The 25,255-nt window shown below is 71.7% G+C and carries 25 protein-coding genes and 2 pseudogenes; 21 read left to right on the forward strand and 6 right to left on the reverse strand.

What is annotated here, in order from left to right; translation table 11 throughout:
- Positions 1 to 6: 6 nt before the first annotated feature.
- Entirely contained in the window at positions 7 to 834 is an 828-nt protein-coding gene (gene truA / locus J1M46_RS13780; RefSeq protein ID WP_206448304.1) for a tRNA pseudouridine(38-40) synthase TruA, read from the forward strand.
- A 255-nt stretch (positions 835 to 1,089) separates the two neighbouring features.
- Here the strand turns inward: truA and J1M46_RS13785 are convergent, their stop codons facing one another.
- Positions 1,090 to 1,734 carry an HAD hydrolase-like protein gene (locus J1M46_RS13785; RefSeq protein ID WP_206448305.1) on the reverse strand — a complete coding sequence of 215 codons (645 nt, stop codon included), beginning with the start codon at positions 1,732 to 1,734 and terminating at the stop codon, positions 1,090 to 1,092.
- Between the two features lie 105 nt (positions 1,735 to 1,839).
- Here J1M46_RS13785 and J1M46_RS13790 point away from each other — a divergent pair, with 105 nt between their 5' ends.
- The 4 genes from J1M46_RS13790 to glmM all read left to right on the forward strand — a co-directional run bounded on the left by J1M46_RS13790 (position 1,840) and on the right by glmM (position 5,730).
- Positions 1,840 to 3,270: a DivIVA domain-containing protein gene (locus J1M46_RS13790; RefSeq protein WP_206448306.1), complete on the forward strand. Its 1,431-nt coding sequence runs from the start codon at positions 1,840 to 1,842 to the stop codon at positions 3,268 to 3,270.
- A gap of 157 nt (positions 3,271 to 3,427) precedes the next feature.
- A complete protein-coding gene (rplM, locus tag J1M46_RS13795) occupies positions 3,428 to 3,874 on the forward strand; it encodes a 50S ribosomal protein L13 (protein ID WP_206448307.1) in 447 nt (148 codons plus the stop codon).
- Positions 3,875 to 3,894: 20 nt separating this feature from the next.
- Positions 3,895 to 4,374, forward strand: coding sequence for a 30S ribosomal protein S9 (gene rpsI / locus J1M46_RS13800; protein WP_092915786.1), 480 nt, complete (start codon positions 3,895 to 3,897; stop codon positions 4,372 to 4,374).
- Positions 4,375 to 4,377: 3 nt separating this feature from the next.
- Positions 4,378 to 5,730, forward strand: a complete 1,353-nt coding sequence (gene glmM, locus J1M46_RS13805; protein WP_206448308.1) for a phosphoglucosamine mutase — start codon at positions 4,378 to 4,380, stop codon at positions 5,728 to 5,730.
- A 3-nt stretch (positions 5,731 to 5,733) separates the two neighbouring features.
- Here the strand turns inward: glmM and J1M46_RS13810 are convergent, their stop codons facing one another.
- Positions 5,734 to 6,279, reverse strand: a complete 546-nt coding sequence (locus J1M46_RS13810; RefSeq protein WP_206448309.1) for a CGNR zinc finger domain-containing protein — start codon at positions 6,277 to 6,279, stop codon at positions 5,734 to 5,736.
- 103 nt (positions 6,280 to 6,382) lie between these two features.
- On the opposite strand from J1M46_RS13810, the gene J1M46_RS13815 reads away from it, so the two are divergent.
- Positions 6,383 to 7,336, forward strand: coding sequence for an EamA family transporter (locus tag J1M46_RS13815; protein WP_206448310.1), 954 nt, complete (start codon positions 6,383 to 6,385; stop codon positions 7,334 to 7,336).
- Positions 7,337 to 7,354: 18 nt separating this feature from the next.
- On the opposite strand, the gene coaA is transcribed toward J1M46_RS13815, so the two are convergent.
- Positions 7,355 to 8,287: a type I pantothenate kinase gene (gene coaA, locus J1M46_RS13820; RefSeq protein WP_206448311.1), complete on the reverse strand. Its 933-nt coding sequence runs from the start codon at positions 8,285 to 8,287 to the stop codon at positions 7,355 to 7,357.
- A gap of 33 nt (positions 8,288 to 8,320) precedes the next feature.
- Here coaA and glmS point away from each other — a divergent pair, with 33 nt between their 5' ends.
- The 9 genes from glmS to J1M46_RS13875 all read left to right on the forward strand — a co-directional run bounded on the left by glmS (position 8,321) and on the right by J1M46_RS13875 (position 16,598).
- Positions 8,321 to 10,168, forward strand: coding sequence for a glutamine--fructose-6-phosphate transaminase (isomerizing) (gene glmS / locus J1M46_RS13825; protein ID WP_206448312.1), 1,848 nt, complete (start codon positions 8,321 to 8,323; stop codon positions 10,166 to 10,168).
- A gap of 22 nt (positions 10,169 to 10,190) precedes the next feature.
- Positions 10,191 to 10,556: a holo-ACP synthase gene (locus tag J1M46_RS13830; protein ID WP_206448313.1), complete on the forward strand. Its 366-nt coding sequence runs from the start codon at positions 10,191 to 10,193 to the stop codon at positions 10,554 to 10,556.
- The gene (gene tsaE, locus J1M46_RS15530) at positions 10,556 to 12,538 is read left to right on the forward strand and encodes a tRNA (adenosine(37)-N6)-threonylcarbamoyltransferase complex ATPase subunit type 1 TsaE (RefSeq protein ID WP_241249129.1); all 1,983 of its coding nucleotides are present in this window, start codon (positions 10,556 to 10,558) and stop codon (positions 12,536 to 12,538) included. The genes J1M46_RS13830 and tsaE overlap by 1 nt, the downstream gene beginning before the upstream one ends.
- Positions 12,535 to 13,161, forward strand: coding sequence for a tRNA (adenosine(37)-N6)-threonylcarbamoyltransferase complex dimerization subunit type 1 TsaB (gene tsaB / locus J1M46_RS13850; protein ID WP_241249130.1), 627 nt, complete (start codon positions 12,535 to 12,537; stop codon positions 13,159 to 13,161). The genes tsaE and tsaB overlap by 4 nt, the downstream gene beginning before the upstream one ends.
- Positions 13,161 to 13,682 carry a ribosomal protein S18-alanine N-acetyltransferase gene (gene rimI, locus J1M46_RS13855; RefSeq protein WP_206448314.1) on the forward strand — a complete coding sequence of 174 codons (522 nt, stop codon included), beginning with the start codon at positions 13,161 to 13,163 and terminating at the stop codon, positions 13,680 to 13,682. The genes tsaB and rimI overlap by 1 nt, the downstream gene beginning before the upstream one ends.
- Positions 13,679 to 14,740: a tRNA (adenosine(37)-N6)-threonylcarbamoyltransferase complex transferase subunit TsaD gene (gene tsaD / locus J1M46_RS13860; protein ID WP_206448315.1), complete on the forward strand. Its 1,062-nt coding sequence runs from the start codon at positions 13,679 to 13,681 to the stop codon at positions 14,738 to 14,740. The genes rimI and tsaD overlap by 4 nt, the downstream gene beginning before the upstream one ends.
- 86 nt (positions 14,741 to 14,826) lie before the next feature.
- A complete protein-coding gene (locus J1M46_RS13865; RefSeq protein ID WP_206448316.1) occupies positions 14,827 to 15,225 on the forward strand; it encodes a DUF4190 domain-containing protein in 399 nt (132 codons plus the stop codon).
- Positions 15,226 to 15,322: 97 nt separating this feature from the next.
- Positions 15,323 to 16,285 (forward strand): hypothetical protein, encoded by a 963-nt coding sequence (locus J1M46_RS13870; RefSeq protein WP_206448317.1) that lies wholly within the window; start codon positions 15,323 to 15,325, stop codon positions 16,283 to 16,285.
- A 7-nt stretch (positions 16,286 to 16,292) separates the two neighbouring features.
- Positions 16,293 to 16,598: a hypothetical protein gene (locus J1M46_RS13875; RefSeq protein WP_206448318.1), complete on the forward strand. Its 306-nt coding sequence runs from the start codon at positions 16,293 to 16,295 to the stop codon at positions 16,596 to 16,598.
- A 10-nt stretch (positions 16,599 to 16,608) separates the two neighbouring features.
- Here J1M46_RS13875 and J1M46_RS13880 read toward each other — a convergent pair whose 3' ends face one another.
- A complete protein-coding gene (locus J1M46_RS13880) occupies positions 16,609 to 17,811 on the reverse strand; it encodes a class I SAM-dependent methyltransferase (RefSeq protein ID WP_206448319.1) in 1,203 nt (400 codons plus the stop codon).
- A gap of 153 nt (positions 17,812 to 17,964) precedes the next feature.
- Between J1M46_RS13880 and groES the strand changes: the two genes are divergently transcribed.
- From groES to J1M46_RS13895, 3 genes are all read left to right on the forward strand, one after another.
- Positions 17,965 to 18,261 (forward strand): co-chaperone GroES, encoded by a 297-nt coding sequence (gene groES, locus J1M46_RS13885; RefSeq protein WP_092915762.1) that lies wholly within the window; start codon positions 17,965 to 17,967, stop codon positions 18,259 to 18,261.
- A 64-nt stretch (positions 18,262 to 18,325) separates the two neighbouring features.
- Positions 18,326 to 19,237, forward strand: a complete 912-nt coding sequence (rarD, locus tag J1M46_RS13890) for an EamA family transporter RarD (RefSeq protein ID WP_206448320.1) — start codon at positions 18,326 to 18,328, stop codon at positions 19,235 to 19,237.
- Between the two features lie 162 nt (positions 19,238 to 19,399).
- A complete protein-coding gene (locus tag J1M46_RS13895; RefSeq protein ID WP_206448321.1) occupies positions 19,400 to 20,671 on the forward strand; it encodes an ABC transporter substrate-binding protein in 1,272 nt (423 codons plus the stop codon).
- Between the two features lie 461 nt (positions 20,672 to 21,132).
- On the opposite strand, the pseudogene J1M46_RS15945 reads toward J1M46_RS13895, so the two are convergent.
- Positions 21,133 to 21,436 (reverse strand): annotated as a pseudogene (locus J1M46_RS15945) (IS1634 family transposase); the annotation flags it as partial.
- Positions 21,437 to 21,499: 63 nt separating this feature from the next.
- Between J1M46_RS15945 and J1M46_RS13900 the strand changes: the two are divergent.
- A pseudogene (locus J1M46_RS13900) lies at positions 21,500 to 22,391 on the forward strand (IS5 family transposase); the annotation flags it as partial.
- Positions 22,392 to 22,585: 194 nt separating this feature from the next.
- Here J1M46_RS13900 and J1M46_RS13905 read toward each other — a convergent pair.
- Positions 22,586 to 24,031 carry an ISKra4 family transposase gene (locus J1M46_RS13905; RefSeq protein ID WP_206448322.1) on the reverse strand — a complete coding sequence of 482 codons (1,446 nt, stop codon included), beginning with the start codon at positions 24,029 to 24,031 and terminating at the stop codon, positions 22,586 to 22,588.
- A 155-nt stretch (positions 24,032 to 24,186) separates the two neighbouring features.
- Between J1M46_RS13905 and J1M46_RS13910 the strand changes: the two genes are divergently transcribed.
- Together J1M46_RS13910 and J1M46_RS13915 are read left to right on the forward strand one after the other, a co-directional pair.
- Positions 24,187 to 24,531, forward strand: a complete 345-nt coding sequence (locus tag J1M46_RS13910) for a DUF6788 family protein (protein ID WP_206448323.1) — start codon at positions 24,187 to 24,189, stop codon at positions 24,529 to 24,531.
- 119 nt (positions 24,532 to 24,650) lie between these two features.
- A complete protein-coding gene (locus tag J1M46_RS13915) occupies positions 24,651 to 25,253 on the forward strand; it encodes a hypothetical protein (RefSeq protein WP_206448324.1) in 603 nt (200 codons plus the stop codon).
- Positions 25,254 to 25,255 lie beyond the last annotated feature (2 nt).

Below are 25,255 nucleotides of genomic sequence, written 5' to 3' on the forward strand. Positions count from 1 at the left end.
GGCGGCATGCCGCGCATCCGCCTCGACCTCGCCTACGACGGCGGCGGCTTCGCCGGCTGGGCCGCGCAGCCGGGCCTGCGCACCTGCCAGAGCGAGCTCGAGCGGGCGCTGACGACGATCGCGCGCGAGCCGGTGCGCGTGACGGTGGCGGGGCGGACGGACGCGGGCGTACATGCGAGCGGGCAGGTCGCGCATGCCGATGTGCCGCAGGCGCTCGCGCAGGACCTCGATGCGCATGCGCCGCGGCTCGCGCGACGCATCTCACGGCTCGCGGCCCCGGAGGGCGACCTCGTCGTGCTGGGCGCCGCGCGGGCGCCCGAGGGCTTCGACGCACGCTTCTCGGCCGTCTCCCGCTCGTACCGCTACCGCATCGTGGCGAGCCCCGCTTCCGACCCGCTCGAGCGGCGCACCGCCGCGCACGTGCCGCAGTCGCTCGATGTCGACGCGATGCAGCGCACCGCCGAGGCGCTCGTGGGGCTGCGCGACTTCGCCGCCTTCTGCAAGCCGCGCGAGGGGGCGACGACGATCCGCGAGCTGCGCGCGTTCACGTGGCAGCAGGAGGGCGCGCTGCTCACCGCGGCACTGACGGCGGATGCGTTCTGCCACTCCATGGTGCGCGCGCTCGTAGCCGCATGCGTGCGGGTGGGGGAGGGCAGGCTCGGGCTCGCGGAGGCGGCCGCGCTGCTCGACGAGCGCCGGCGCTCGCCGCTCACCGGGCTGATGCCCGCGCATGGGCTCACGCTGGTCGCGGTCGGCTATCCGCCCGACGACCTGCTCGCCCAGCAGGCCGAGCGCGCCAGGGCGCGACGCAGCGCATCCGACCTGGACGCCTGAGTGCCCTCGGCCAGCCAGCGCTGCGCGCGCCGCGGTGGTCGATGCGCCGAGCGGCGCTCGTCGCCGGGCCGAGATGTGCACGCCGACTCGGGTCCGGCTCGCGGCGATCCGCGAATTCGTGGGTCGAGCGGCTGGGCGCGCGTGCACATCTCAGCGCAGGTCGCGCCGGGTGGCGGCTTGGCCGGGCGGCGGCGCGCGCGAGCCGGCTGCATCAGGCCGCGCGCGCCGATGTGCGTCGCGCTGGCCGCGCTGCGGTCAGGCCGCGAGCACCAGCCCGAGCTCGTCGACCGACTCGACGATGCGGGTCGCCCCGGCGGCCTCGAGCTCGGCGCGGCCGCCGTAGCCGTACGCGACCCCGATCGAGCGCATGCCCAGCTCGTGCGCCGAGGCGATGTCGTTGACGCGGTCGCCGACCATCACCAGCTCGGCGGCCGGCAGCCCGATGGACTCGACGGCACGCGCGATGACGCTCGCCTTCGAGTGGCCGACCTCGTCGTCGATGCGCCCGTGCACGCCGCGGAAGCGGTGGCGCAGCGTGTAGTGGTCGATGACGGTCTCGGCATCCCTCTGCAGCTTGTGCGTGGCGACAGCGAGCGGCCTGCCCGCGCCGTCGAGGGAGGCGATCAGCGCCTCGACCCCCGGGTAGAGCGTCGAGTCGACCAGGCCGCCGGCGGCCTGGCGGGCGCGGAAGGCGACGAGCGCCACCTCGATCTCGGTGGGCGTGCGGCCCGCCTCGCCGAGCACGGTCACGAGCGGCGGCCCGAGCCACTCCAGCAGCTCGGCCTCGCTGGGCACCTGCCATCCGACCGACTCGTGCATGTGGCGGAGGCTCGCGAGGAGTCCCGGCTTGGAGTCGGTGAGGGTGCCGTCGAGGTCGAAGATGATGCCGCTGTGAGTCATGTCCGACCATGCTCTCAGGTATCTGATCGGGCTCGCCAGGCGTTCGCGCGCGGCTTAGACTGGTGAGCGGTTGCCGAGGGGTTCGGCGGTACTCGGGAGGCACTCATGTCGGAGCAGCAGCAGGCGTTCGATCAGGTATTCCGGGGCTACGACCGCGAGCAGGTCGACGCCGCGGTGGCGTCCCTGCGCGGCGAGCTCGACGAGCTGCGGGGCCAGGGCGAGACCGCCGCGCTCGCGACCGAGGCGCGCGTGCAGCACCTGAGCGAGGATCTCGACGCCGCGATCGCGCGCGCCGACCAGGCGGAGTCGCGCATGCTGCGCCTGGCGCAGCAGGTGCAGACGCTCGACGAGGAGGGCGCCGACGACGCCACCCCCGAGGGCGACGGCGAGGAGGGCCGGCAGACGCGCGTGCGCTTCGCCGAGATCCTGCGCGTCGCCGAGGACCAGGCGTCGACGCTCGTCACCAACGCCTCGACCTCGGCTGAGCGCATCCTCGACGACGCGAACGCCGAGCGTGACCGCATCCGCAAGGACGCGAAGGAGGAGGCTGCGCGCGTGCTGCAGGAGGCGCAGCACGAGGCAGAGCTCACCCGTCGCCGCAGCGAGACCGAGCAGACCGCGCACAGCGCCCGCCTCGAGACCGAGCTCGGCTCGCTGGGCGAGAAGGTCTCGCAGGCCGACCGCGAGGCGCAGGTGCTGCTCGGCGAGGCCGAGCGCGCCGCCGCCGCCATGCGCGCGCAGGTGCAGCGCGAGACCGACGACCTGAAGCTCGACGCCGACCGCATCGTGCGCGAGGCGAAGGCGCGCCGGGTCGAGCTCGACGCGGCCATCACCCGTCGCCAGGACGACGCGCAGCAGGAGTTCCTGCGGCTGCACAGCCAGGCCGTCGCCCACGCCGAGCGCATCACGAGCGACGCCAACGACAAGGTCGCCTCGGCGCTCGCGCACGCCAAGCACGTGGCCGAGCAGTCGGAGGCCTACGAGCAGCTCTCGAAGGCGCAGGCCGCGCAGATCGAGGCGAGCGCGAAGGCGCGCGCGTCGTCGATGCTCGATGAGGCCCGCCAGCGCTCGCAGTCGATCGTCGACACGGTCACGAAGCACACGAAGGACGTGCTGCGCGACGCCGAGGATCGCACGCGGAGCCTGCGCTACCAGCAGACCCAGCTGAACGGCTTCATGGCCGAGGTGCAGTCGCTCATGCACGTCGCCGACGCGGCAGACCCGCGCACCTGGGGTTCGGCGGGCTCCGAGGCGCGCTCCGAGCCGGGCGATGCGGTGGCGGATGCGTCCACGTCGTCGAGCGCGCAGGCCGCGGTGCCGTCGGTGGCCGCGGAGGACCGCGTCGTCGTGCCCGACTCGCACACCGCATCCGCCCCCGACGCCGACCCGCTCGCAGACCTCTCGATCGAGGTGGACGAGCCCGTCGAGGGCGAGCCGCTCGAGGACGGCGCCGAGGCGTCCACCACGAGCGAGCAGGTCGTCGACGTCGTCTGGCACGAGGAGGACGAGGCGTACGACCCGGCGATCGACCGCTGAGGTTGACCGCCGGGCGATCGGGCGAGTATGCTCGATCCTTGGTGCGCACAGCCTGTGCGCTCCCGAATGAGCCCTCCACCGGATCGTTCCCGCGGCGTCGCTGCCGGAACACCTCGGAGTGGGATTCACGACCATCCATTCGATCAGTGAGGCATCAATGACTCGCACGTATTCGCCCAAGGCGGCGGACGTCCAGCACAACTGGATCGTCATCGACGCCACCGACGTGGTGCTGGGCCGCCTGGCCAGCCACGCAGCCGCAATGCTCCGCGGCAAGCACAAGCCGACGTTCGCCCCCCACATGGACATGGGCGACTTCATCATCATCGTCAACGCCGAGAAGGTCGCGCTGACGGGCCAGAAGCTGGCCAAGAAGGTCGCCTACAGCCACTCCGGCTACCCGGGCGGCCTCCGCGCCGTCGGCTATGCCGAGATGCTCGACCGCTACCCGGTCCGCACCGTCGAGAAGGCCATCCGCGGCATGCTGCCGAAGAACTCGCTCGGCCGCGCCCAGATCAAGAAGCTCAAGGTCTACGCAGGCCCCGAGCACCCCCACGCGGCGCAGCAGCCCACCCCCTACACGTTCGACCAGGTCGCCCAGTAGGGCGCGAGGAGACACCAGACATGGCGAAGATCGCAGACTCCATCGAGGCTCCTGAGAGCTTCTCGACCGAGACGCCGGCAGCTGAGGCTCCCAAGGCTCCTCGCGTCGTCAACATCGGCGGCCAGGCCGTCGGCCGTCGCAAGCAGGCCATCGCCCGCGTGCGCCTGATCCCCGGCTCCGGCTCGTACACCGTGAACGGCCGCACGCTCGAGGACTACTTCCCGAACAAGCTGCACCAGCAGCTGATCAACGACCCGTTCACGCTCCTCGAGCTCGCGGGCAGCTACGACGTGATCGCCCGCATCTCGGGCGGCGGCCCCTCGGGCCAGGCCGGCGCGCTGCGCCTCGGCATCGCTCGTGCGCTGAACGAGATCGACGTCGAGAACAACCGTCCGGAGCTCAAGAAGGCCGGCTTCCTCTCGCGCGACGCTCGCGTCATCGAGCGCAAGAAGGCCGGTCTCAAGAAGGCCCGCAAGGCGCCGCAGTACTCGAAGCGCTGATCCGTGTCGCGCCTGTTCGGCACGGATGGAGTTCGGGGCCTCGCGGGTCTCGACATCACGGCAGAATCGGCGCTGGCGCTTGCACAGGGCGCCGCACTCGTGCTCGGGCGACTCGCCCGGCAGGAGGGGCGGCGCCCTGTTGCGGTCGTCGCGCGCGATCCCCGCGTCTCGGGTGAGTTCATCGTCGCGGCCGTCTCGGCGGGCCTGGCCTCCAGCGGCATCGACGTGCTCGACGCCGGCGTCATCCCCACGCCCGCCGCCGCATACCTGGTGGCGAGCATCGGTGCCGACTTCGGCGTGATGGTCTCGGCATCGCACAACCCGGCGCCCGACAACGGCATCAAGTTCTTCGCCACCGGCGGACGCAAGCTGCCCGACGCCGTCGAGGATGAGATCGAGACCGCGCTCGGCGGCGCCCCGCTGCGCCCCATCGGCGCTGAGGTGGGCACCGTGCGCCGCTTCGCGGACGCCGAGGACCGCTACCTCGTGCACCTGCTGGGCACGCTCGACGTGAGCCTCAAGGGCCTGCACGTCGCGCTCGACTGCGCGCACGGCGCGGCCGCGGGCGTCAGCCCGCAGGCGTTCACCGACGCCGGCGCGAGGGTGACCGTGATGGGCAACGACCCCGACGGCATCAACATCAACCGCGAGGTGGGCTCGACGCACCTCGAGCAGCTGCGCGAGCTGGTGGTCTCCTCGGGCGCCGACCTGGGCATCGCCCACGACGGCGACGCCGACCGCTGCCTCGCGATCGACGCGGCCGGCAACGTCGTCGACGGCGACCAGATCATGGCGCTGCTGGCGCTCTCGGCCAAGCGCCGCGGGCTGCTCGCCGACGACACGCTCGTGGCGACCGTGATGTCGAACCTGGGCCTGAAGGTGGCGATGGACGAGCACGGCATCGCGCTCGTGCAGACCGCTGTCGGCGACCGCTACGTGCTCGAGGCGCTCGGCCAGTACGGGCTCTCCCTCGGCGGCGAGCAGTCGGGGCACATCATCTTCTCGGCGCACGCCACCACCGGCGACGGCATCCTCACGGGGCTGCAGATCGCCGCCGAGATGGCGCGCACCGGTCGCTCGCTCGCAGAGCTGGCGTCGGTCATGCAGGTCTACCCGCAGGTGCTCATCAACGTCACGGGCGTCGACCGGCTCGGCCTGCGCGGCAATCAGCAGATCGCCGACGCGGTCGCCAAGGCGGAGGCCGAGCTGGGGGAGCAGGGCCGCGTGCTGCTGCGCCCGTCCGGCACCGAGAAGATCGTGCGCGTCATGGTCGAGGCGAACGAGCAGCACCGCGCGCAGTCGATCGCCGACGAGCTCGCCGACCTGGTGCGCGCCGAGCTCAGCGCCTCGGCGTAGCGTCTAGCCCGTGTGCGCCGTGTGGCGCGCACGGAACGCGGCGACGTTGGTGCGCGACTGGCAGGTGGTCGAGCAGAAGCGCCGGGAGCGGTTGCGCGACTGGTCGAAGAACATCCGCTCGCACCGACCGTCGCCGCAGCGCTTGCAGCGGGCGGTGTCGTCGGTGCGCACGAGGTCGACGAAGGCCATCGCCGCGTGCACCGCGACGGCACCGGGCAGCGGCGCTCCGGGCGACACGCCGTGCAGGTGCCAGTCGAAGGCACCGTGCCGCACGAGCCGGGGCTGCGCCTCGTTCGCGTCGAAGACCTCATTCGCCATCTGGGCGGCCTCGTCCCGATCGGCATCCCAGAGCGCCTCGATCGTGCGCAGCTGCACCCACGTCGCCTCCGCATCCGCCTTCGTGGCACCGCTGGCGCCCGGGAACGACCACTCCGAGCACAGCCGCCGCAGCTGCGCCGCCGTCTCGAGCGTGCCCTCGCGATGGCGGTTGCAGAGCTCGGCCATGAAGTCGAGCGTATGCATGAGCTCTTGCGGGTGATGCAGCGGCACGGTGCGTTCCTCTAGGCTCACGACTGTCAGGGCCCACGGTCGTGACACGCGTGCCGCGCCATGGTGAGCACGATCGTAGCCGCAGAACTGCAAGCTGGTGGTCATGCCGTCTCGTCGCCCGGTCGGGCTCGCCCTCGCGCTCGCGAGCGCGGCCTCCTTCGCGCTCTCGGGGATCTTCGCGTCCGCGCTGCTCGACGGCGGCTGGAACGCCGGCGCGGTCACGCTCGTGCGCATCGCCGGCGGCGCGCTCGTGCTGCTGGTGCCGACGCTCTGGATGCTGCGAGGCAGATGGGATGCGGTGCTGCGGTCGTGGCGGGAGGTGGTCGTGCTCGGCGTGCTCGCCGTCGCGGTGTGCCAGCTCGCGTTCTTCAGCGCCGTCGCCTACATCGACCCCTCGCTCGCCCTGCTGATCGAGTTCCTCGGACCGGTGCTGCTGGTGTTCTACGCCTGGGCCAGGACCCGCCGCGCGCCCGCCGCCCTGACCTTCGCCGGCGCGGGGGTCGCGCTGCTCGGGCTCGGCCTGATCTCGGGGATCGGCGGCGAGGCGCTGCACCCGCTGGGCGTGCTGCTCGCGCTCGCGGCCGCGGTCGGCAACGCGGGCTACTGGGCGTCGGCGTCGAAGGCCGACTCTGAGCTGCCGCCGGTCGCGCTCGCGGGCCTCGGGCTGATCGTCGGCGCCGTCGTGCTCGGCATCGCCTCGGCGACCGGCCTACTGCCCTTCGTCGCGACCGCTGCGCCCGTCGTGCTCGCCGGCTCGCCGATGCCGTGGTGGCTGGCGATGGGCATGCTCATCCTGCTGGCGACCTCGCTCTCCTACGTGCTGGGCATCCTCGGCGCCCGCCGGCTGGGCGCGACGCTCGCGAGCTTCGTCGGCTACTCCGAGCCGATGTTCGGCATCCTCTGGACGGCGCTGCTGCTGGCCATCCTGCCCACCGGTGTGCAGTGGCTCGGCGCCGCGGCGATCATCGCCGGCGTGCTGCTCGTGCGGCTCGGCCAGGTGCGGCGGCCGCGCCCCACGAAGGGGCCGGCGATCGTCGAGGGCATCCCGAGTCCTTGAGCTTCAGCGGCTCGGGCCTCAGAGCTTGCGCAGCAGCACCGAGCGGATGGTGTGGTCGTCGGCCTTGCGCAGCACCAGGTCGGCGCGCGTGCGGGTGGGCAGGATGTGCTCGACCAGGTTGGGGCCGTTGATGGAGTCCCACACGTCCTCCGAATACATCCGCGCCTGCGTCCGCGTCATCTCGGCGAAGCGGTGGAAGTACGACTGGGGGTCCTGGAAGGCGCTCTCCTTCAGCGCCCAGAACCGGTCGACGTACCACTCGCGGATCGCGCTCGTGCGCGCATCCACGTAGATCGAGAAGTCGAACAGGTCGCTCACCGCGAGGTGCGAGCCGGCGGGCGGCGGCTGCAGCACGTTGAGGCCCTCGACGATGAGGATGTCGGGCCGCCGCACGACGACCTCCTCGCCCGGCACGATGTCGTAGGTCAGGTGCGAGTAGACCGGCGCGCGCACCTCGGCCTCGCCGGCCTTCACCCGCGAGACGAAGCCCAGCAGCGCCCGGCGGTCGTACGACTCGGGGAAGCCCTTGCGCTCCATCAGCCCGCGCTCCTCCAGCACCCGGTTGGGGTGCAGGAAGCCGTCGGTGGTGAGCAGCTCGACCCGCGGCGAGCCCTCCCAGCGGCGCAGCAGCTCCTCGAGCAGCCGCGCGGTGGTCGACTTGCCGACCGCGACGCTGCCGGCGACGCCGATAACGAAGGGGGTCGGATGCGCGGCGGTGCCCAGGTAGGCGTGCGTCTCCCGGTGCAGCCTGGCCGCCGACTCCTGGTAGAGGCTCACCAGGCGCGAGAGCGGCAGGTAGACCTCCGCCACCTCGCGCAGCTCGAGCCGGTCGCCGAGGCCGCGCAGCCGCCGCACCTCGTCCTCGGTGAGCGGGTTCGGCATGCGGGGAGCGAGCCGAGCCCAGTCGGCTCGCTCGATCTCGACGAACGGCGACTGGATCGGGTGCGACACGAGCGCGAGCCTACCGCCGGTACGATTGTCGGCATGTGTGGAATCGTCGGATACACCGGTCAGCGCAGCACCGTCGAGGTGCTGCTCGAGGGGCTCAGCCGGCTCGAGTACCGCGGCTACGACAGCGCCGGCGTCTCGGTGCTCGACGGCGACACCGTCGCGCTGCGCAAGAAGGGCGGCAAGCTGGCCGTGCTGCGCAGCAGCCTCGAGGATGCGCCGCTGCCCGACGAGGGCGCCGGCATCGGTCACACGCGGTGGGCGACGCACGGCGGCCCGACCGACGAGAACGCGCACCCGCACCTGGGCGACGACGGCAAGCTCTCGCTCATCCACAACGGCATCATCGAGAACTTCGCCGCGCTGCGCGCCGAGCTCGAGGCCGAGGGAGAGAGCTTCCTGAGCGAGACCGACACGGAGGCCGCCGCCAAGCTCGTCGGCCGCGCCTTCCGCGAGACCGGCGATCTGACGACGGCGATGCAGCAGGTGGTCGCGCGCCTCGAGGGCCAGTTCACGCTGCTCGCGGTGCACGCCGAGCAGCCCGGCGTGGTCGTCGGCGCCTGCCACAACTCGCCGCTGCTGCTGGGCTACGGCGAGGGCGAGCACTTCCTCGGCAGCGACGTGAGCGCCTTCGTGAAGTTCACGCCCAACGCCGCGGCCCTCGACAACGACCAGATCGTCACCATCACCGCCGACGGCGCATCCGTCACCGACTTCGACGGCAACCCGGTCGAGCCCAAGCGCTTCGAGGTGAGCTGGGATGCCTCGGCCGCCGACAAGGGCGGCTGGTCGTCGTTCATGGCCAAGGAGGTCGCCGAGGGCCCCGAGGCCGTCGCGAACACCCTGCTCGGCCGTCTCACCGACGACGGCGTCGACCTGGGCGAGCTCGGCGTGCTCGACGAGGAGACGCTCAAGGGCATCAATCGCATCGTCATCGTCGCCTGCGGCACCGCGAACTACTCCGGCCTGGTCGGCAAGTACGCGATCGAGACCTGGGCCCGCGTGCCGGTCGAGGTCGACCTGGCGCACGAGTTCCGCTACCGCGACCCGGTGCTCGACGAGCACACGCTGGTGATCTCGATCTCGCAGTCGGGCGAGACCATGGACACGAAGATGGCGGTGCAGCACGCGAAGGCGCAGGGCGCCCGCACGCTGTCGATCTGCAACACGCAGGGCGCCACGATCCCGCGCGAGTCGGAGGCGGTGCTCTACACGCATGCCGGCCCCGAGGTCGCCGTCGCCTCCACCAAGGCCTTCCTCGCGCAGGTGATCGGCCAGCTGCTGTTCGGCCTGCACCTGGCGAAGGTGCGCGGCACGATGACCGACGCGGCCATCGCCGAGGTGGTGCACGAGCTCAAGGAGCTGCCGGACGAGCTGCGCCAGGTGCTCGCCGAGCAGGCCTCGGTGCACGAGCTCGCGCACTGGATGAGCGACACCCGCTCGGTGCTCTTCCTCGGCCGCCACGTCGGCTACCCGGTGGCGCTCGAGGGTGCGCTGAAGCTCAAGGAGATCAGCTACATCCACGCCGAGGGCTTCGCCGGCGGCGAGCTCAAGCACGGCCCGATCGCGCTCATCGAGCCCGGCCAGGTCGTCTTCGTGGTGGTGCCCAGCCCCCGCAACGAGCCGGTGCTGCACTCGAAGATCATCAGCAACATCCAGGAGATCCGCGCCCGAGGCGCCCGCGTGATCGCGGTCGCCGAGGCCGGCGACGCGGCGGTCATGCCCTACGCCGACGTGGTGCTGCGGGTGCCGCTGACGCTGCCGATGCTCGAGCCGGTGCTGCAGGTCGTGCCGCTGCACATCTTCGCGCTCGAGCTCGCGACCGCGAAGGGCCTCGACGTCGACCAGCCGCGCAACCTGGCGAAGTCGGTCACGGTCGAGTGATGCGGATGCGTCCGGTCGCGCCATGATCGTCGGGCTCGGCGTCGACGTGGTCGACCTGGCGCGCTTCGAGCGCGCCATCACGCGCACCCCGAAGCTGCTCGAGCGCCTGTTCGACGCCGAGGAGCTCACCGCCGACGGGCAGCCGCGCTCGGTGCACTCGCTCGCGGCCCGCTTCGCGGCGAAGGAGGCGGCGCAGAAGGCGATCGGCACGACCGCCGGCACCCGCTGGGTCGACTACGTCGTGCTGCAGGCCGCCGACGGCAAGCCATCGCTCGAGCTGCGCGGCACCGCCGCCGAGCGCGCCGCCGCGCTCGGCGTTGCCCACCTGCACGTGTCGATGAGCCACGACGCCGGCATCGCCACGGCGACGGTCATCGCGGAGTCCTGATGCGCGTCGACGTCGACACCGCGGCGATCGCCGCCAACGTCCGCGCGCTGCGGTCCATCGTCGGCGTGCCCGTCTGCGGCGTCGTGAAGGCCGACGGCTACGGTCACGGCGCGCTGCGCTCGGCGACCGCCATGCTCGAGGGCGGCGCGGCGATGGTAGGCGTCGTCGACCTGCACGAGGCGCTGGCGCTGCGCCGCGCCGGCATCGACGCGCCGCTGCTGGCTTGGCTGCACGGCGCGGGCACCGACTTCCGGGTCGCCGCCGCGTACGACATCGAGGTGGCGGTCTCCTCGATCGCGCAGCTCGAGGCCGCTGCGACCGCCGGCGCCACGATCCACCTGAAGCTCGACACCGGCCTGGGCCGCAACGGCATCGCGCGCCGGGATCGGGCACGGGCGATCGCCCGAGCGATCGAGCTCGCCCACGGCGGTGCGCGCATCCGCGGCGCCATGTCGCACCTGGCCGGCAGCAACCGCGAGGCCGACCTCGCGCAGGTCGCCGACTTCACGGCCGCGCTCGATCAGGCGGCGCCGCTCGGGTCCCTGGTGCGGCACCTGGCGAACTCGCAGGGCGCGCTCGCGCTGCCGGAGGCCCGCTTCGACCTGGTGCGCATCGGCATGGCTGCCTACGGCATCGACCCGAACGGCCCGGCCGCCGGCGACGGGGCAGCCGCTGGAGCGCTGGGCCTGGTGCCGGCGATGCGGGTGACCGCGGAGTTCGTCGACGGCGTCGCGAGCTGCGGGCTCGACGACGGCCTGCTGCCCGCCCTCGGCGCGCCGGTGCGCGTCGGCGGCGAGCTCGCGCGGGTCGTCGCGATCGACCCGTGCCGGCTTCGCATCGAGCCGGCGCTGACGGGCGAGGGCGTGCTGTGGGGCGACCCGGCGGCAGGGGAGCCGAGTGCGGATGCGTGGGCCGCTGCCGCGGGCACGATCGGCTACGAGACGGTCACCAGGATGTCGGCCGCGGACGGCGGCACCGCCACCGCCAGCGACGCAGCCACCGCGCCCCGCCGGGTGCTCGAGCTCGGCCTCGACGGCGAGCCGAGCCGGCTGCTGGGTCAGGTGATCGGGGTCAAGCGCGCGGAGGCGGGCCTGGGCATCTCCTACGGCGGCGAGTACGTGACACCGGGCGAGACGACGCTCGCGCTCGTCGGCCTGGGGTACGCCGACGGCGTCACCCGCGCGGCGAGCGGCCGGCCCGCGGTGCTCGCCGGCGAGGCGCACCCGATCCGCGGCCGGGTGGCCATGGATCAGTTCGTGCTCGACATCGGCGACCGCCTCGCGAGCGTGGGCGACGCGGTCGAGCTCGCCCACGCATCCGCCCCCGAGCTCACCGGCATGATCGGCGCTCGCGTCGCGGTCGAGCTGGCCGGCTCGATCGCCGACGCCGACGAGATGGAGGCGCTCGGCGAGCGGATCGGCGCGCGGCTGCGCGCGGGCGATGCCGTGCTGCTGATCGGCCCGCTCGGCGCCGGCAAGACCACCCTCACTCGCGGCATCGGCAGGGCGCTGGGCGCGCGCGGCACGGTGCAGAGCCCCACCTTCGTGCTCGCTCGCACCCATCGCACCGCCGCCGGGCCCGCGCTGCAGCACGTCGACGCCTACCGGCTGCTCGCCGACGACGACGATGAGGCCGAGCTCGACGATCTCGATCTCGACCTCGAGGGCGCCATCACGGTCGCCGAGTGGGGCGCGCCGCTCGAGCACGCGCTCGAGTCGTGGCTGCGCGTGGAGATCGCGCGGCCCGTCGCCGGTGAGGATGACGGCGACGACGACGAGGCATCGCCGCGCGCGGTGCGCCTCAGCGGCCACGGGCCGGGGTGGCCCGCCGGGCGCGTGCGCGGCCTCGCGGCCGATCGCGCCGTGCGGGTTGCCGGCCCCGCGGCCGAGCTCCGGGACCCCTTGCGGATCGGGGGACCCGATGCAGCGGGTCCCGCAAGCCAGAACGGGTCCGCGGGCGACGACAGGCAGGAGCTCGCATGACGCAGCAGAGCATGACGCAGCAGAGCATGACGCAGCAGGCTGCCACCCAGCCGGGCATGGTGCTCGCGATCGACACCTCGCTCGGCACCTCGGTGGCGGTGGTCGACGGCGAGACGGTCGTCTTCCGCGAGCAGGCCGCCGACACCCGGCGCCACGCCGAGCACCTGGGCGGCATGCTCGAACGCGCCCTCGAGGGCCGCCGCGAACGCATCGGGCTCGTCGTCGCCGGCATGGGTCCCGGCGCGTTCACCGGCCTGCGGGTCGGCATCGCCGCGGCGAGGGCCGCCGCGCTCGGCCTGGGCGTGCCCTGCCGCGGCGTCGCGAGCCACACGGGCGTCACGAGCGGCAGCGCCCAGGTGACGACGGATGTGCGGCGCAAGGAGCGCGCGTGGAGCATCGTGGTCGACGGGCTGGTCGCCGTCGGCCCGCACCTGGCGCCGGCCGACGACGTGCCGCCGCCCGCTGGCGAGCACCGGGGTCTCGAGCGCATCGACGCCGAGGCGATCGACGCCGCGCTGCTCGCGCTCGCGGTGGCGCGCGGTGCCGCAGAGGTGCAGCAGGCGCTCTACCTGCGCGAGGCCGATGCGGTGCCAACCGCCGGGCCGAAGCGGGTGAGCCAGTGATGGTCGAGCATGACGGCACCACGCGCGGCACCGGCACGTTCCGCATCAGGACGGCCACCGCATCCGACCTCGACGTCATCATGGCCATCGAGCGGGCGTCGTTCGGCGCCAGCGCCTGGGAGGCGGAGACGATGCGGGCCGAGATCGGCAGCGAATGGGGTCGCTACATCGTGGCCGAGGATGCCGCCGCCGAGGCCACCGAGGCTGCCGCGACCACCGGTGCGCGCCGGGCGCTCGGGTATGCAGGGCTGCGCTCGGTGGGTGTGGAGGGCGATGTGCAGACGATCGCAGTCGTCGACGAGGCGCGAGGGCGCGGCATCGGGCGCGCGCTGCTGGCCGAGCTGCTGGTCGAGGCCGAGCGGCGGGGGGTGCGCGAACTGTTCCTCGAGGTGCGGGCCGACAACCCTGCCGCGCGCGCGCTCTACGAGTCGGTCGGCTTCCGCGAGATCGGCGTGCGGCCGCGCTACTACCAGCCGGAAGACATCGACGCCGTCGCGATGAAGAGGGAGATGCCCCGATGAGCGCACCCGCGGCAGCACCGGTCGTGCTCGGCATCGAGACGAGCTGCGACGAGACGGGCGTCGGCATCGTGCGCGGCACCGAGCTGCTCGCCAACCGCATCGCCTCGTCGATGGAGCTGCACGCGCGCTTCGGCGGCGTCGTGCCCGAGATCGCGGCCCGCGCGCACCTCGAGGCGATGGAGCCGACGATCCGCGCGGCGCTCGACGACGCGCGGCTGACGCTCGACGACCTCGACGCGGTGGCCGTGACCGCCGGTCCCGGACTGGCGGGCGCGCTCATGGTCGGCATCGGCGCGGCCAAGGGCCTCGCGACCGCGCGCGAGCTGCCGCTGTACGGCGTGAACCACCTGGTCGGGCACGTCGCCGCGGACGTGCTCTCGGGTGAGCCGCTGCAGCTGCCGACGATCGCGCTGCTGGTCTCCGGCGGCCACACCTCGCTGCTGCTCGTGCGCGATCTGGCCGGCGACGTCGAGTTGCTGGGCGAGACGATCGACGACGCCGCGGGCGAGGCCTTCGACAAGACCGCCCGGCTGCTGGGGCTCAGCTACCCCGGCGGGCCCTCGATCGACGCTGCCGCCGTCGGCGGCGACCCGCGCGCGATCGCCTTCCCGCGCGGCCTCACCGCCCCGAAGGACCGCCAGAAGCACCGCTGGAACTTCTCGTTCTCGGGCCTCAAGACCTCGGTCGCGCGCCACGTCGAGCGCGCCGAGGCCGCGGGGGAGGCGCTGCCGACCGCCGACGTCGCCGCGAGCTTCCGGGAAGCCGTCGTCGAGGTGCTGATCGCGAAAGCGCTCGACGCGTGCGAGGCGCACGGCATCCCGCGCCTGCTGCTGGGCGGCGGCGTGGTCGCCAACGCTCGGCTGCGCGAGGTCGCGACCGAGCGCTGCGCGGCCGCGGGCGTCACCCTGCGCATCCCGCCGCTCGAGCTCTGCACCGACAACGGCGCGATGATCGCCGCGGTCGGCGCGATGCTTGTCGCGCGCGGCGATGCTCCCAGCCCGGCGGGCTTCGCCGCCGAATCGACGCTCGAAGCCAGCACCGTGCAGGTGACCCAGTGACGGCGACCCGGTGATGGTGACTCGGTGAAGCGGATGCCCAGGTCGGGCTGGCAGGATCAGAGTCGGAGCGTCAGGGGAGGCGAAGCATGAGTCAGACCGGTTGGCAGCAGCCCGCGTGGGGCACAGCTGCAGCACCCATGCCTGCGGGAGCCATGCCGCCGCCGCCCATGCCTGCGCAGCCGCAGCCGATGCAGTGGACGGCGCCGACGCATCCGGGACCGAAGACCGATCTGCTGGCGCTGCTCGCGATCGGTGCAGCGGCACTGGGCACCACCGTCTTCGTCGGGCTCGGATCGCTCGCCGCGATCGTGCTCGGGTTCATCGCGCTGCGCCGCATCGCGCGCACCGGCGACGACGGCCGCCTGCTCGCGATCTGGGCGATCCTGCTCGGGATCGCCACCATCGTCGCGATCATCGCCAGCACGATCATCGGCATCGGCGCGTTCCTGGCGATCGCCGAGCAGTTCGGGGCACTGGGCGTCTGAGCGCGTCCACCTCGCGCTCACAATTCATCCAGGCTGCGCTTGCCTGCCGCGCGGTACGGTGGTGCCCGCGCAACCGCGCGCCGCAAGGAGGTTTCCCGTGAGCGACCAGTTCCCGCCGGCCGACGACCGATTCCGTCGACCCGACCAGGGCGAGCCAGAGCAGGCGAACGCCGCGCCGACAGATGGTGCGCAGGCGGGCGACCCCGCGAGCGCGCAGCCCGCGGCTGATTTCGGCCAGCAGGCAGAGCAGGTGCCCTCGTTCGGTCAGGCGCAGGATGCTCCGGCGGCACCGTCGTACGGCGATCAGAGCCAGCAGCAGGCGCCTTCGTATGGCCAGCCCGCGCAGGAGGCGCCCGGCTACGGCCAGCAGCAGCCCTACGGTCAGCCCACTGGGCAGCAGCAGGGCTTCGGCCAGCCGCCCGCGCAGGAGCCCCCCGCCTACGGTCAGCAGCCCGGCTACGGCCAGCCGGCGGCGCAGGAGCCCCCCGCCTACGGTCAGCAGCTCGGCCACGGCCAGCCGGCCGCACAGGGTGGCTCGGCGCCCTACGGTCAGCAGCCCGATGCCTCGCAGCAGCAGGCATACGGTCAGCAGCCGAGTTACGGCACCAGCGCCCCCTCGTACGGTCAGCAGCAGTACGGGCAGAGTGCTCCGGCCGACCAGGCCTACGGCCAGCAGCCTCCCGCCTACGGCCAGCAGTCTGCCTACGGCCAGCAGACCTCCTACGGCGACCCGGCGGCTGTCGGCTACGGCCAGCAGCAGGGCTACGGCCAGCAGCAGGGCTTTGCGCAACCGGGGGAGAAGAAGATCAAGGGCATCACGCTCTGGTCCATCATCCTGACCGCTCTGGGCGTGCTCGGCACGTTCCTCTTCGGTACCGGTTTCCTGCCCGCTGCCGTCGGCTCGGTCCTCGGCTTCGTCGCCATCAAGAAGAATCCGGAGGCAAAGCCCTGGCCGCTCATCATGGGCATCGTCGGCGCGCTGGCCGCGATCATCTCGCTGGGCCTGTTCATCTTCAACATCATGAGCTTGATCGCATGGGCGCAGTACGCTGGAATGTGACGTCACGGTGAGCTCGGCGGGCCGGCCGGGCGACCCCGACGTCGGGACCCGTGGCTGGTCGACATTGACGCTCGCCGCGCTGATCCTCGCAGGGCTCGGACTCGTGTTCGCGCCAGCCAGCGGCATCGGCCTGCCGTTCGCGCTCGCGGGCACGATCTGCGCGGCGATCGCGATTCCGCGCGATCGCCGCGCGCGCCCGTGGCCACTCATCGCGCTCGTCGCAGGCCTGCTCGGCACGCTGCTCGCCGCCGTGCTCGTCGTGGTCGCCATGGTCACCTGGGGGCCGCTCGTCCCGGGGCTGCTGCTGCCCTGAGGGCACCGCCTCAGCTGTGGCCCGCGGCCTCCGCCGAGACCCGATCGGCGAGGATCGCCCGGTGGCGGCCGCCGACGCGCGTCGCGAAGAGCGTCGCGCGCTCGTCACCGGAGAGCTTCAGCCGCTTGCGCAGGGTCGCCGGGTCGATGTCGGCGCCGCGCTTCTTGATCTCCAGCTCGCCGATGCCGAGCTCCCGCAGCCGCTGCGCGATGCGGCGCTCGTCCAGCGGCAGGGTCTCCCGCACTCTGAACGCCTGCGCGAGCGGCGTGGTCGCCTGCTGCGGCCCGCTCAGGTAGGCGATGCCGTCGCTGATGCTCGTCGCACCCAGCTGCTCGGCGAGCGTGCCGATCAGCTCTGCCCTGATCACCGCGCCGGCCGGCTCGTAGAGCCACTCGCCCAGCTCGCCGGGCTCCGGGTGCGCGGGCTCGCCCGCGAGCTCCGCGGCGCCGCCGTCGCCGAGCACGAGCGCGCTGCGGACGATGCCCTGCCGGGCCAGCGAGCCGGTCCACACGACCGCCTCGACCGTCTCCAGCCCATCCGTCACCCACTGGTGCTCGGCCTCCGCGGGCAGCAGCGCCCGGTCGATGCCCGGCGCGAGCTTCACCCCGGCGGGCCGCTCGGCCGCGCGTGCGAACACCGCATCGAGCGCCGGCGACCAGTCGCCCGGGTCGCTCAAGCGCCTGCGCCCATCGCGGCGGGCGGGGTCGAACCAGAGCGCCTCCGCGTCGACCGGTGTCTCGAGCGCGTCGCCGTGCACGACGGATGCGTGCCACGCGGCGAGGTTGTACGTCGCGATCGCGGCGGTCACCTCGTCGCGCTCGACAGCGGTGACCTCGAGCCCGAGGGTGGCGAACGCGAGGGAGTCGGCACCGATGCCGCACCCCAGGTCGGCCACCGAGACGATGCCGGCCGAGCGCATCCGCCCCGCATGGTGCGCGGCGACGCGCAGCCGCGTCGCCTGCTCGAGCCCGGCCTCGGTGAAGAGCATCTCGGTGGCGAACTCACCGAACTTCGCGCGCGCCCTGCGGCGCAGCTTCGCCTGCGTGAGCACGGCGGCGACCAGCCGGGGGTCGTGCCCCTCGGCCCGCAGCCGGGTCACCTCGCGCACCAGGTCGCGATCGTCGAGCCCGGTGCCGTCCGGGCCAGCCTCGACGCGCTCGAGCAGCGCGAGCCCGTCGGCGGACAGCAGTGCGCGCAGCTCTTCGGCATCCATGCCTCCAGTGAAGCACCGCGCGGGCTCGTGCCGCGTCGCCGCGAGGCCCGCGATTGGCACTCATGTTGACCGAGTGCCAATCGAGCGCCTAGGCTTGGGCTGTTGTCCGGTGCATCCGGGCAGACCCCAAAGACTGAGAAGAAAGAGGCAACCGTGTCGGTTTCCATCAAGCCGCTCGAGGACCGCATCGTCATCCAGCAGGTCGAGGCTGAGACGACCACTGCAAGCGGTCTCGTCATCCCTGACACCGCCAAGGAGAAGCCCCAGGAGGGCGAGGTCGTGGCTGTCGGCCCCGGCCGCATCGACGACAACGGCAACCGCGTCCCGATGGACGTCTCCGTCGGCGACCGCGTGCTCTACTCGAAGTACGGCGGCACCGAGGTGAAGTACGGCGCCGACGAGTACCTGGTGCTCTCGGCGCGCGACGTGCTCGCCATCGTCGTCCGCTGACGCAGCACTGACATCTCGGCGGCGCCCCTTCGGGGGCGCCGCCTTCAGTCTTCCCGGAGGGGCGATGGGCGAGCACGCCAAGGCAGGCCTCGGGTACGCGCTGTTCGCGTACCTCTTCTGGGGCTTCCTGCCCGCCTATCTGCAGCTCACCCGCGGCATCGACGGCTTCGAGCTCATCGGCTGGCGCGTCATCTCGTCGGTCGTCGTGGCATTCGCGCTCGTCGCCGCGACGCGCGGCTGGGCGCGCATGCGCACGGTGCTGCGCAGCCGCCGCGACACCTGGACGCTCGTGATCGCGGGCCACGCGGTGCTCATCAACTGGACGGCGTTCGTCGTCGGCGTGCTCAGCGACAAGGTGCTCGAGACCAGCCTCGGCTACTTCCTCAACCCGCTCGTGAGCGTCGTGTTCGCCGTCATCTTCCTCGGTGAGCGGCTCCGCCCCCTGCAGTGGGTGGCGGTGGGCCTGGGCGCCGTCGCTGTGGGCGTCATGATCGTCGGCTACGGCCAGGTGCCGTGGATCGGGCTGCTGGTCGCCTTCTCGTTCGGCACCTACGGCCTGATCAAGAAGCGCGTGAGCGGGTCGGTGGATGCGCTGTCGGGGTTCACGATCGAGACCACGGCCGCGCTGCCGGCGTCGATAGTCATGCTCGGTGTGGCCTTCGCGGTCAACGGCGTCACCGTGGGGGCCAACGGCGCCACCGGGATCCTCGGCGCCGCAGGCTTCGGCATCGTGACCGCGATCCCGCTGCTCGCATTCGCGGCCGCGACCCGACGCATCCCGCTCACCTGGGTCGCCTTCGTGCAGTACCTGACGCCGATCATGACCTTCCTGTTCGGCGCGTTCATCATGCTCGAGCCGATGCCGCTCGAGCGCTGGATCGGGTTCATCCTCGTCTGGGCGTCACTGGTGCTCTTCACCGTCGACATCGCGGGCCACCGCTTCCGCAGGCCCCGGCCGATCCTGCCTGCGGCGTAGGCCCGCCGCGCCTCAGGCCTCGCCCAGGATCTCCCCAACCGGTCGCGCGTGCGCCAAGACCGTTACCAGGACGTAACGCAGAACGCCGGAAATCGGCCCGTTCCTCGCCTACTGTTGCAACAACGCCCGCGTCAGCGAGCTACTCAGCAATCGAGGAGAACAATGCAGTCCTTCCTTCGCACCAAGGGGCACAGCCCCCGCCGGTATGCCGCGCTCGGCGCAGCAACTGCGGGCGTGCTGCTGCTCGCCGCCTGTGCAGGTGGCGGTACCCCCGCACCGTCCGGCTCGGCCGGCCCCGACGAAGGCGCGTCCGACGACACGCTCTACGTCGGCACCGTGCTGCCCCAGACCGGCAACCTCGCCTTCCTCGGCCCGCCCGAGTTCGCGGCCGTCGATCTCGCAGCGCAGGAGCTCGAGGCGGCCGACTACCCGTACACGATCGAGGTCGACCACCAGGACTCCGGTGACACGCAGACCGACATCGCCACGCAGTCGGTCGGCAACCTGGTCTCGGCTGGCGCAGACGTCATCATCGGCGCGGCTTCGTCGGGCGTCTCGTTGACGTTCATCGACCAAGTGATCGACGCGGGGATCGTGCAGATCTCCCCGGCGAATACCTCGCCTCAGTTCAGCGACTACGAGGACGACGGCTACTACTGGCGCACCGCTCCTTCGGACGTGCTACAGGGCCGCGTGCTCGGCAACCTGATGGTCGCCAACGGTGCGGCCTCGGTCGGCTTCATCACGATCAACGACCCGTACGGCACCGGTCTGCAGGAGAACGCCACCCTGGCGATCGAGGCGGCCGGCGGCACGGTCACGCACAGCGAGCTGTACAATCCGGGTGACACGAACCTCGCCACCCAGGTCGCAGCGGTGATGGCCGACAGCCCCGACGCGATCGGCATCCTCGCCTTCGCCGAGACGGCGCAGATCGTGCCCGAGCTCGTCACGCAGGGCTTCGACCCGGCCGGCATGTACTTCGTCGACGGCAACCTGTCGAACTCGTACAACTTCCCCGAGGGTACGCTGACCGGGGCGCTGGGTACGCTGCCCGGCAACCCCGCCGACGAGACCTTCCGCGAGCGCCTGCTCGAGGTCACCCCCGACCTCGAGGACTTCTCGTACGCGCCCGAGTCTTATGACGCAGTCGTGCTCGCCGCGCTCGCTGCGGTGCAGGGCGGCAGCCCCGACTCGGACACCATCCGCGACAACCTGCAGACGGTCTCCGAGGGTGGCACGAAGTGCACGGCCGTCGCCGATTGCCTGCAGCTGCTCGCCGACGGCGAGGACATCGACTACGACGGTGTCTCCGGCCCGATCACGTTCGACGAGAACGGTGACCCGACGGAGGCGTACATCGGCATCTACCAGTACGGTGCCGACAACCAGTACACCTTCCTCCGCGCGGAGTTCGGCTCGCTCAACGAGTGAATCGGAGTCGATGGGGGCGGATCCGGCATGGCCGGGCCGTCCCCATCGTGCTGAGACCGGGTGGTGTCCGGCAATAAATGCAGGCGGGACGCTCTCGCTCTGACAGCGCAGTGGGATACCGGACGAAGGCGGTCCGGAGCGCGACGAGGAGCCTCGGCGGCACAAGGAGGCCGCAGCCCATTTGGCGCCGCGGGCGTGCTGGATGAATCGGGAAGATCGATGTCCCGAGGCATGCAGTGACGAGGGCCGACAGGCGAGAAGAGGGCGAGCTAGTGTCTTGCGCCGTCAACTCGTTGCAATCACTCCTTCAGCCGCGCGATCCGCCACGCGGCAGAAGCCTAAGAACAGTGGCCCTCAACCCGAATAGTGACTGGCCCTCACTGCCGCGATTGCGACCACGCGCGAGAGGCCCCCAGACGCAATATCAGTGGCCCTCAGAGGAACGAATAGTCATGATCGCCATCCTGGACGATTCTGTGCGCGAGCACCCGCCAAACGGTTGACAGCGAGGGGGTGTCTGGCACGCCCAGCTCGGCCCAGACCCGCGGCGTGTCTGCCTTCGAGGTAGGCATCCACGATGCGGGCGAGCACGAGCTGCTTTAACGGCTCGTCACCGATCGCGTCGAAGCCGAGCACCGCGTACGCCTCCTCCAGCACCTCCCAGAGCACCCTCGAGCGCGTGGACGCGACCTTCGGCGCCGTCGTCGCAGCCGGCGCCGGGATCAGCGCATCGAGATCGAACTCGGCCTGCCGGCTCAGCCGTGATGCGTCTACGGGGGAACTAGGGCGTGTTTCGTAATCGTCGGGTGTGGCTGGGAGTGTCAGGGTATGTCGCGCTTCCAGTCGCTCTCGGATGCTCAGTGGCCGTTGATCGAGGACGCGTTGCCGCGCCGGACGGGCCGTCCGGGCCGGCCGTTCGCGGACGCGCAGACGATGGTCAAGGGCGTCATCTACCACTATCGCTGCGGCATCGCGTGGCGTGATCTGCCGGAGGTGTTCGGGCCGTGGCAGACGGTCTGGCGGTGGCATCGAATGCTCGCCGCCGATGGCACCTGGGATCGGCTGCTGGCGGTGTTGACCGCTCAGGCCGACGCCGCGGGACTGGTCGATTGGTCGGTGTCGATCGACTCGACGATCGCCCGTGCGCACCAGCACGCGACGAACGCCACTCGCCACACAGGGGGCTTCATCGAATTACAAGAATCCGCTCGTCGAGTCGCCTGATTACGCGGTCGGCCGCTCCCGCGGCGGCCTCTCGACCAAGCTGCACCACCTCGTCGACGGGCACGGTCGGCCGCTGGTGGTCGCGGTCGCACCAGGCCAGGCCGATGACGCGCCGGCGATGCTGCCGCTGCTGCAGCAGCTGCGCGTCGGGCGAACCTCGGGACGTCCGCGCACTCGGCCGGACGCGGTCCGAGGCGACAGGGCCTACTCGTCCAGGGCGATCCGCCAGCATCCGCGCGATCGCAGCATCCGCGCCGTCATCCCGGAACCGTCCGACCAGATCGGGCATCGCAAGCGGCGCGGATCAGCGGGCGGAAGACCGCCCGCGTTCGACGTAGACGACTACCGCGGCCGCAACGTCGTCGAGCGTCGCTTCAGCCACCTCAAGCAATGGCGCGGCATCGCCACCCGCTACGACAAGCTCGCGATCGTCTATCGCGCCGCAGCCGTCCTCCACGCCGTCATCGCCTGGACAACGACACTACGAGACACGCCCTTGGGCGCGCGTGGACAGCGGCTCGCTTTGAGGTCGCTCGCGCGACCCCAACACGCCGCCTAAGGTTTCGCTTTGCAAGCGCTGTGGATAGCCTTTAGGCAGGTCGGGCATCTGCCGTGCTCGAACTTGACTCAACGACGAGACGGAAAGTACGAGGATGTTATGTCTAGGGTGCGGCTCTCTTGGAGTGACGGTCATGCGGCTTGTGGGATCGCGTCGTCGGCGTAGCGGGTGGCGTGGACGCGCTGGAGTTCTTGTTGTTGGTGGAAGATCCAGTAGTCGTCGAAGTCGCCGTTGCTGCGCACTGCGCGTAGCTGGAGGACGGCTTCGGCGCCGGGCAGGCCCCAGCGGGCTCCGGTGATGTCGAGCCTGTCGGCGACCAGGTGTCGGCAGGCGCCTTCGATGACGCCGGTGGCGATCGGCCAGCCTCCGGCCAGGGCGGCGGGGTAGTCGAGGTAGGGCGCCTTGTTGGTGAGGTAGCGGGCGGCGGCGTCGGCTCCTTTGCGTGCCGTGGCGCTCAGCTCTCGGGTGCTGGCGGCGCGTCGGATGGTGGCGGCGACGGTCCTGGCCTTGCCGGCGAGGATGTCGCGGGCTTTGGCGTGCACCCAGGCTTGGGCGGCCGGGTCGCCTTCGGAGTGGAAGCACCAGGCGGCCTTCCACAGGTACTCCATGACGTGGACGAAGTCGATCAGGATGTGCACGCTGACTGCTCGATCGTCCGCTTCGGCGGTGATCCGCTCGATCTGGTGGTTGGCGCCGTCGACGAGGGCGATCCAGGTGCGGGCCTTGTCGGGGTCGCGGCGCTTCGCCTCGTCGAACACCTCGGCGATGACGGTGGCCGCGTCCTGCGCGACGCTGGCGGTCAGCCACTTGCCGGTGGCGCGGGGTCCGTCGGTGGCCGCGGCTCGTTCGGCGTCGGTGGCGGGCAGGATGTCGGCGACGGTGCGGATGACCGGGGTCGCGTCGTGGACCGCGCCGACCTCGGCGATGCGCTTGCGGTAGCGCTTCTCTCCCTTGCTCAACCGGCCCGAGAGTTTCGGGGATGCCTGGCCGGCTGCTTTCGCGGTGGCCGGGCGCAGCGCCTCGGGGCGCATGACGATGCCTTTGCCGTCGACCTGCAGGACCAGCAGCTCACCCTGCTCGGCGGGGGCGGGCTGGCGGTGGGTGGCGTAGAAGGCGGCGAAGTCCACGGCGGCTCGCACGGTCAGGGCCTCGACCTGGCGTTTGCCGGTCGAGGCCCCGGTGCCGCGGGTCAGCGCGGCGCGCGCCTCGTCGAACGCGCCGCGGGCGGCCTCGGTGGCCGCCAGCCGACGCAGCCCGTGGGAGTGCTTCTCGGCCGGTAGGTTCAGTGCCGCGTCCGCCGGGTGGAGGTTGGCCTGTCCGTGAGCGCGGTAGGCCAGCCTGGCCACTCTCACCTCCCCGAATACGGTGGCAAGGGTGCGCTGATGGTCGGCCTCGACGATCCGATGCGCGACGCCGGCGGCGTCGGCGACCGTGACCAGGCGCAGCTCCCGGGTCGCGCGCAGGTCCAAGTGGTCCTGGTAGAGCTGGCGCAGCAGCTCGCGGCCGCGGCTGGTGAGCTGCTCCTCCAGGCCGGCGTGGTCGAGGTCGGCGGCAGAGGCGCCGGCGGCGAAGTCCATCAGCTCGGCGAACCGGGTCTGGCTGGCGGTGAAGGTCTCGGTGGTCTGGGTGTGCTCTGGCACGACAGGCTCCCTTGCTCACGGCACCCTACAGCGGTAGCGCAGTAGGATCGCCGAGAACCATGATTCCCCCACCGCCGGAGCGAAGGAGCGAGATGGACCCCGACACGCCGAGACTGCCGTTCCAGGCCACCCGTACCGCGCTGGCCGCCCAACTCGCCGAACTCGACGGGCTGCTGCCCGGGAGCGTCCTCGTGCGGCACATGCGCTGCGGCAAACGCCGCTGCGCATGCAAAGACGACCCGCCCACGCTGCACGGGCCCTACATCCAGTGGACCCGCACCGTGGCCGGCAAAACGGTGACCCGGTACCTCAGCCCAGAACAGCTCGACCGATACCAGCCCTGGTTCGACAACGCCCGCCGCGCCAAAGACCTGGTCGCGAAGCTCGAGACAGCCTCACTGCACGCCCTGGAGCAGCACGAGGGCCCCAACCGATAGCCCGTCGCCACCAGCCGTCAACGCGACGTGCCAGGCCGGCTGCCTCGCCGCCACTCCGGCCTCCACGGACGAATCAGGCGTCCGACGCGTCACTCCAAGAGAGCCGCACCCTTATGTCTATGACGAGTGCGACCAAGCACGAAACCCACCGCCATGTGATCGTGGCGCTGATCGCAGCGATCGCGCTGGTGCTCAGCTTCTTCCTTACGGATTCTCGCGCCCAGGCTGTGGAAGAGGCACCGTCAAGCGGTGACGGCGCCTCTCTTGCACAGCCGGGCGGAACGTCCGTTGCGCCGGAGGAGTGGGACCAAGCAATCGCCGAGTTGCTCGCGAGCGATGTGCCTCGAACCGTGGAGAGCGGAATCACGGGGCAGGAGTACACCTTCCACGTTCCCGTCTCCGACCCCCTGGTCCCGAGTGGGTCCTTCGATCTCGTGGTCTTCGTGCCCTCGGATGAGCTCGTCCAGCCGACCATCGGCGGTGGCTGGGACAACGGCGGGCCCTACATCCTCCTCAACAACTTCGACCAGCAGCTCATCGTCGGCGGGGGCGGAGCTGCGCTGACGGCTGCGCTGTGTGCCATTCCGGGCCTCGGAACGGTGAGCTGCATTGCGATCATCGCCGCGGTGGTCGCCGCGGGCACCTGGATCGCCAACTACGGCACCTGCCCCGGCAACCTGAAGTCGTACGTGTTCGGCCCCCGGTTCTCCTGCGTCGGGTAGGG

Origin of the sequence: Agrococcus sp. KRD186, from assembly GCF_017168255.1 — a bacterium.
In the GTDB taxonomy this organism is placed as follows: Bacteria; Actinomycetota; Actinomycetes; order Actinomycetales; family Microbacteriaceae; genus Agrococcus.